The sequence below is a fragment of the uncultured Anaerofustis sp. genome (assembly GCF_938029165.1).
In the GTDB taxonomy this organism is placed as follows: Bacteria; Bacillota; Clostridia; order Eubacteriales; family Anaerofustaceae; genus Anaerofustis.
Genome location: NZ_CALHFB010000020.1, coordinates 1 through 6542, shown reverse-complemented (window position 1 = coordinate 6542; position 6542 = coordinate 1). Strand labels below are relative to the sequence as shown.

The window sequence follows — 6542 nt, the reverse complement described above, 5'->3', positions numbered from 1 at the left end:
TGAGTGGGGTCGTTAAATCCAATTTTTAGACAAGTAAAAATTGGCGGGTTATAGGGCAGAGCCCTATAGATTGGATTGTAAGGCAAAGCCTTACAGAAGTTTGGGGTGTAAGGGGCAGAGCCCCTTATAGTGAATTGTAAGGCAAAGCCTTACATGGGGTTATTGGGGCATACCCCCAATAGCTTCATCCATCATATTTTTAAGTGCCTCGCCTTTTGCTTGTATCTTCATTATCTTTTCTTCTTCTTTTTTCCTGTCGTTTACTATATTCATAAGTATCTGCTTAGGTATCAGGCTGTCTTCGGGAAGATTTTTCGCGTATTCCTCGAAGGTTATATGACCGTTTGTGAGCATATTGTTAAGACAGTTTTCTCTCGCATATTTATCGAAAGGAGAGTTCGGAGAAACATCTATTTTGATGTTGACCTTTAACTTTTCGATTAAGGCTTTGTCTATCACTCTGCTGATGAATAGATCTTTTTCTTCTTTACTTATGCTCTCTTCTTCCCTTGAAACCATATCCTCTTCTTCAAGGTCGATTATCGGAACAACATCTTCGCTCATGAGCTTCTTGACTTCGCTTTTCGGCTTTCTTACGATTATCTTCTTTCCCTCTACAGGAGTGTATACCTGCCACATTTCAAAGATAATCCCCGCCACGTCTTCGAGGAAATCCTTAAATCTAATGAGGTTATCCGTTAGGTTCTGCTCGCTGTTCTGCTGTACCGCAAGTATCGCCTGACCGCTTGCTCTCTCGGGGTTTATACCTCCCGTCACGCTGTCCCCCGCCCCCGCAAGGTCCTTTGTGTTGTTGATGAGTTCGTTTTGAAGGAGTGTAGAATCCGAACTTATGCTGGAGGGATTAAGATATCCCACTACCCTTCTTACATCGTCCACGCTCTGTCCTTTCGTAAATATCGCGCTTCCGACTTTCGTTATGCTTTCGGGGTTGCTTATTCTCTCCCCGTCCACGACAAGCTTCGGATAGGCTCCCATCATCACCGCCAAGGCTCTCCTCGTGGCGGTCTTGTTTATTTCGATTTGGTTCGGTATGAGGTTTTTCACCTCTCCGTTACCTCTTGCACTTCCCTTTACTTCCTCCCATACATAATGAGCTATGGGATATCTCGTAAGTCCAAGGTCTCTCTCTTCTTCTATCACCGCATTCTCAACCGACTTCTTGAACCATATATGCCCGTTTCTCTTGAAGAACTTGCTTATGACAAGTACCATTGAATTAAGCTCGTCCTTTGCACTGTCTCCCGACTGCTCGTTTGTATTGGAATCCGAAGTTATCATGTTTATATCTTCTTCGCTTAAGTTATTAAGCCCCAGCTGCATATTCTCCGTCGCTTCCCTCTTTACGCTTGCCACGCTTCTTCTTGCGGTTATAAGGATATATTCCTGCTCGTCTATATTTGAATTGTTTTCGTTCTCGTAGTATATGTTGGTCTTGTTTATGACTTCCGGCTTTACTTCGTTTTCCTTTATGTCATAATTTAAGTACATTATCCCCTCGCTGTTGATACATGCGTCTTTGAGTATCTCTCTGGCTTTTGCGTTGATTTTTTTATTCTCCCAAAGTATATTTATATACTCGTTTAGCTGGTCGCATAAGTCCGTCATCTCGATTTGAAAACGCTTGTCATCGAAGTTGTTCGGAGAAAACACTATGTTATATCCGTTGGCATTTATCACCCCTATCTTATATTTGACTACGGGCTTTATGATGTTATATGTAATAGGCGATATCACCCCGCTCTCCACACCGTGCCACTGGTCCCCGCTGAAGAAACGGTACACCTTGTCCGTATCCTGATATACGTTCCTCGCACTTAAAAAGTCCCTGCCTTTCTCGTATAAATCCCATTCATCCGTCTTTGAATACATTTCCATACTCATCTATCTTATCTCCCTCTGCCCTTTTCTCGTCCCGTCGTAGTTTTCTATATTGTTTAGGGCAATATTTATTTTTTCCAGTTCTTCTCTTTCTTTCTTCGTCATCTTTGTGCTTTTATTCCCAAAAAAGAGCTTCAAATCTCTTTCTTTTTTCTTCTCTTTATCCTTAGCCTCTTCACCGTTATCTCTCCCGCTTTTTACTCCAAGCTTATAAGAATAAAACGCAGCGGATAATAACAGAGAGACATAAACCGTAAAGCATATCAAAATCATATATATATCCATATCTTCTCCTTTCAAATAAAAAAAGTCATGCAATGCAAAACTTTTACCATTTTTTATATCCTTTTATTTTTTATTTTTATCTTTTGACATCCTGTCTTTCATTAAATTGCTGAGTAAATATTTCAAAATCTCGGTATACTTATTATCGTAAGGTATGCCAACCGCAGCCCCCTCACTCAATATATCCGAAGCGTTGCTCTTTACTGCATTTTTCCTTACTTCAGAAGATGATGAATTTCTGTTCTTACCGTTATAATTTATATTATTTTCATAGTTTTTTCCGTACTCACTTCCTAACGCCGCCAAAGACCCGACAGGTCCCAAACTATTCATTAAAAGAGCATATGCCAAATCACCGGCGGTATTTCCCGCATTTACCGATGTCTTCTGTGCATTAGTTCCATTTTTCTCTAAATCTTTTAAAGCCATCGTCAATGCATTTTTATCGAATACATTTGGATCACTTCCCATCATTTTGCCTGTCTGCATAAGCCCTCTGACATTTTGTGCATTACTGTCCAGAAAAGAAGTTAAAGCAAGGTTTAATAATGTTTTAACATCATTTGAATCATAGTTCTTTTTGATTACTTTGCTCTCCCTCTCGGCATGCCTGTTCCCAAGCATGGATATATACTTATCCCTGTCCGCCTTTGCTTTTATAACATCATTCGGATTTTTTGAGCCTTTCAGCTTATCGTAATACATCGCATAAGCTCTCTTTCTCTCTTCCACGCTCATATCTTTCACCGCTTTTACTCCAACATCCTTAAATGCGGGGTTTTTCGCTATTACCTCCGCGTTTTCAAAAGCAAGATTACTTCCTTTGTTTCTGCCCAATATCTTGTTTACTCTGCTTTTGTCATATTTGAGCTCTGTATTTTTAAGCCTTTTTTCTTTCTCGGCACTGCTTATATATTTTTTAGCCTTTATATTACCGGTAGTCGAAGCTTTATCTAACTGTCCGTAAGTCTTAGCATTGTTCATCGCTTCATTTATGCCCCTCGACCTCGCACTGTTTGATACTTTCGGCTTTGTAACTTCACCGCCGATTTTTCCGTAGGTCTTGGCATTTTCGTTTATCTCTTTTATAGCCTTTAAGCTGAGCGTCCCCTTTTGTTCATTGACGTTTTTCCTCATAACGGGAGCTTTGTCCGTGGTATAACTCTTATCAAACTTACCGTAAGCTTTTGTATCATTTCCTATAGCCTTTAATGTCTTAGAACTCAAAGTGCCTTTTCTCTTTATATTTTTATCCCCATTGTTCGTTAAAGCTTTGTTCTTCTCCGCCCTCGCTTTATAAACGCCGGTATTGTATCCTGCCTTGTGATTTCCATACTTCTCGGAATCCTTCATCACTTCTCTTACGGTCTTTGAGCTTATACTGCCTTCTCTTTTGATGTTCTTATTAACATTTCCCGTTACGGGTCTGTTCTTTTCTATGTTATCCTTATACTTCGACGTATCGTAACTCCCCTGAGGTCTTATGTTTTTTACCGCTTCCTCTACGGTCTTTGAAGTGATACCCCCCTTTGAAGTGACTTTCCCCTTGGTGCTTCCCTTTGATGAGCTGTTCTTTTCACTTCCCGTGCGTATAGTGGTCTCGCTCTTCTTCGTACCGTCTTTATTGTAGGATGTCACTTTTATAAGGCTGCCTCCGTAAGGGTTGTTCGTCCTGCCCTTACCGCTTGTCCCGAAAGGATTTATATCCGTAAGCTTACTCGATATGCTCCCGTTACTCGTCTTATTCACCGATGCCGTCTTCTTTGAAGATGAATTCCCTTTTACGGAAGAACTCCCGATACCGGATATACCTCCTCTTACTGACGAAGAAGAGCTCTTTCCTTTAGCGGAACTGCCTTTGTTTACTGCCTTTGTTCCAATCCCCGAAGCTCCTCCTCTGACAGAAGATGAAGCTCCCGAACGTGAGCGTGAGCCGGAATTTCCTCTTCCAAAACTACCCGCGTTTGAAGAACTTCCTCTCGAACTGCTTTTAGGCTTTCCGGAGGATTTTCCGCTGCCGCTTTTTATATTATTGCTGGTATAAGCTTTTGACTGCTTCCCCGCTTGCTTTACCATGTTGGAATAATTTTTATTCCTTTTTCCGCCGACCCTTTTTCTTATCCAATCAAACATTTTTTCTTCTCCTTTAATCTAAACTATCTTTATCTCCATGCCGTAGTCCATGTCCTTTTTCGGCTTTTCCGCCTCGAAGTTATAATGTCTCGGCGTTTTCTTTATTCTAACCGTCATCTCCTGCTGGTCTCTCGTGTGATAGGCTATGGCAAGAGCCATAACAAGGTCGTCATGAGTACCCGCCATTGCTTCCGCCCTGCCCTTTTCGTTCCTTACAAAATTGAGCATCTCTTCCAAAGTCTCCTTATCAACGATCTTTCCGCTTTCCTCTTTTACTATCTTGATTAGTTCTGATATGATGACGGGTCTCGTGAGTTTCGTAGTCATAAAACCGTATGACTTAGTAAGCCCCTTAGTGTAGGTGTCTTCCCTCTTTCTTATATAAAGCTTCGGATATTTAAGCCTTGAAAGCTCCTTGTTGGGATAGGTGGAATAATTCGCCTCCACAGAGATAAGTGCGTCATTAAAGTATTTTCCGAGACAGTATATCTGCCTTATATATAAGTCTTCGTCGTAGTCGTGCCTAAGCACAGCACATTCTTTTCCCGTAACGTTATTTATAACCTGAGCGGTAAAGCTGTCGCTTCCCTCTCCCGCGGTATCTCCGCCTATAACATATGGGTACCCTTCTTTTACGTCTTCGTATATCCTTATATATCCTCTTTTTTCCTCTACCCACCTTATATTCGTTATCTCGATCCCGTCGTAGTCGTAATCGAAATACCCTTCTTTTATGGGCTTTATCTTTTTTAATAGCTGTGAGGTTATCTTCTCGGTATCGAATACGCTTCTTCCCGATACTCCCCACATACCAAGACAGTAAACATCGTAGTAATACTTGTCCGTGTACTTATAGCTCTCCAGCTCCCTTTTATAATCCTCGTCTATGAAACGGTTGTCCTTGTAAGTGGTATGAAGATACGCCGCTTTCCCTCTGTCCAAAAGCCTAAGCTTTATCCAGTGATTTATATTTATGGGGTTTAAGGTCATTACTATCTGCTTCTTCGTATTTCCCCCTCTGAGTCTGACGTTGAGCTGTTTGTAGTCCTCTTCTTCCACCTCACTGGCTTCTTCTATCCATATGTCACTTAGCTCCCCTGTCTCGAAAGTTGTGGACTTTATCTTTTCCACGTCGTCCAGCCCCTTGAATATTATTTGGTTTTTATTGAGTAAACAGGTTATGCTCATATCGGATTTATTTATAAGAAAGTACTTGTTCATCTCCCAGGAGTTTATGATCTGCTTGAATAAGGCAAAGGTGGAAGTCCTGTTGGTGTTTCCCGTCTTCCTTACCACAAGCACATTACAAAGCTTTTTAGAGAGTATCTTATAAATATACCTCTGCACGACGAATACGCTCTTTCCGCTTCCCGCACCGCCGTAGAAAATAATGAGCCTTTCCTCGTTATTCAAAAAAGGAAGATAAGCTTCATTGAATACCTTTCTCGATATCTCTATTTTTATCTCGTCTTTTTTTGTTTTATTTTTGCTGCCTTTTACGTCTTGCGTGATTTCACTTGATTTTTTATCAATAGTTTCATCATTATATCTATAATCTTCATTTAACGTTTTATCCTGAAATGATTTTTTGTCTTTAGCATTTTCATTTAAGTTTTCTTCAAAATTTTTGTCATATCTATATTTATTATTGAATGTTCCGTCTTTAAAGGCTTCTTTATTTTTATGAATTCTATGTGAAATCCCGCCGTTACAAACCTTTTTGTCTTTAGCATTTTCATATAAGTTCTCTTCTTCAAACTCTTCTATATCCTTAACGCTTTCATGTAAAATCTCTTCTCTAGAAGCTTTTTCACATTTGTAACTTTCATTTCCGATACCGTCTTGAAATGATTTTTCATCTCTGTCATTCTCATTTGATGTGCTGTCTTTGATACCGATATCGTCTTTACTTCTTCTATCTTCTTTTTTGTACCTGCTATGTTTTTTATTTTTATTTTCCTTATCGGTCTCACAGCCCTCACACTCACTCTCAGAAAAATCATCTCTTTTGATATCCATAAAACTCAACCTCCTTTCTTTTCCTAAACAACATCCCCTTATAAGGGACTGCGTCCCTTACCTCCACTCTCTAGGGGCTCTGCCCCTATAAAACCAAAGGTCTTAGGATTTTCCTAAGACCTTTTTTATGCAAGGCTTTGCCTTGCTATCTTTTAGATTTCGCCCTAAAGGGCGACCATCTTTTTTCCGAAGCCAAAAAAGATGGA

At 40.2% G+C, this 6542-nt stretch carries 4 protein-coding genes; all 4 read right to left on the bottom strand.

Annotated features, from left to right (window positions below; translation table 11 throughout):
• Positions 1-159: 159 nt before the first annotated feature.
• Positions 160-1902, bottom strand: coding sequence for a hypothetical protein (locus tag Q0516_RS02250; RefSeq protein ID WP_294468929.1), 1743 nt, complete (start codon positions 1900-1902; stop codon positions 160-162).
• Positions 1903-2184, bottom strand: coding sequence for a hypothetical protein (locus tag Q0516_RS02245; RefSeq protein ID WP_294468927.1), 282 nt, complete (start codon positions 2182-2184; stop codon positions 1903-1905). It lies immediately after the preceding gene.
• 63 nt (positions 2185-2247) lie between these two features.
• Complete coding sequence (locus Q0516_RS02240) at positions 2248-4317, bottom strand: hypothetical protein (RefSeq protein WP_294468925.1); 2070 nt, start codon at positions 4315-4317, stop codon at positions 2248-2250.
• A gap of 18 nt (positions 4318-4335) precedes the next feature.
• Positions 4336-6336: a PBSX family phage terminase large subunit gene (locus Q0516_RS02235; protein ID WP_294468923.1), complete on the bottom strand. Its 2001-nt coding sequence runs from the start codon at positions 6334-6336 to the stop codon at positions 4336-4338.
• Between the last annotated feature and the right edge of the window lie 206 nt (positions 6337-6542).

Bases quoted from the DNA above. Each gene is read 5' to 3' on its own strand.
- Q0516_RS02250 (WP_294468929.1), bottom strand. From the start codon at position 1,902: ATGAGTATGGAAATGTATTCAAAGACGGATGAATGGGATTTATACGAG.
- Q0516_RS02245 (WP_294468927.1), bottom strand. From the start codon at position 2,184: ATGGATATATATATGATTTTGATATGCTTTACGGTTTATGTCTCTCTG.
- Q0516_RS02235 (WP_294468923.1), bottom strand. From the start codon at position 6,336: ATGGATATCAAAAGAGATGATTTTTCTGAGAGTGAGTGTGAGGGCTGT.
- Q0516_RS02240 (WP_294468925.1), bottom strand. From the start codon at position 4,317: ATGTTTGATTGGATAAGAAAAAGGGTCGGCGGAAAAAGGAATAAAAAT.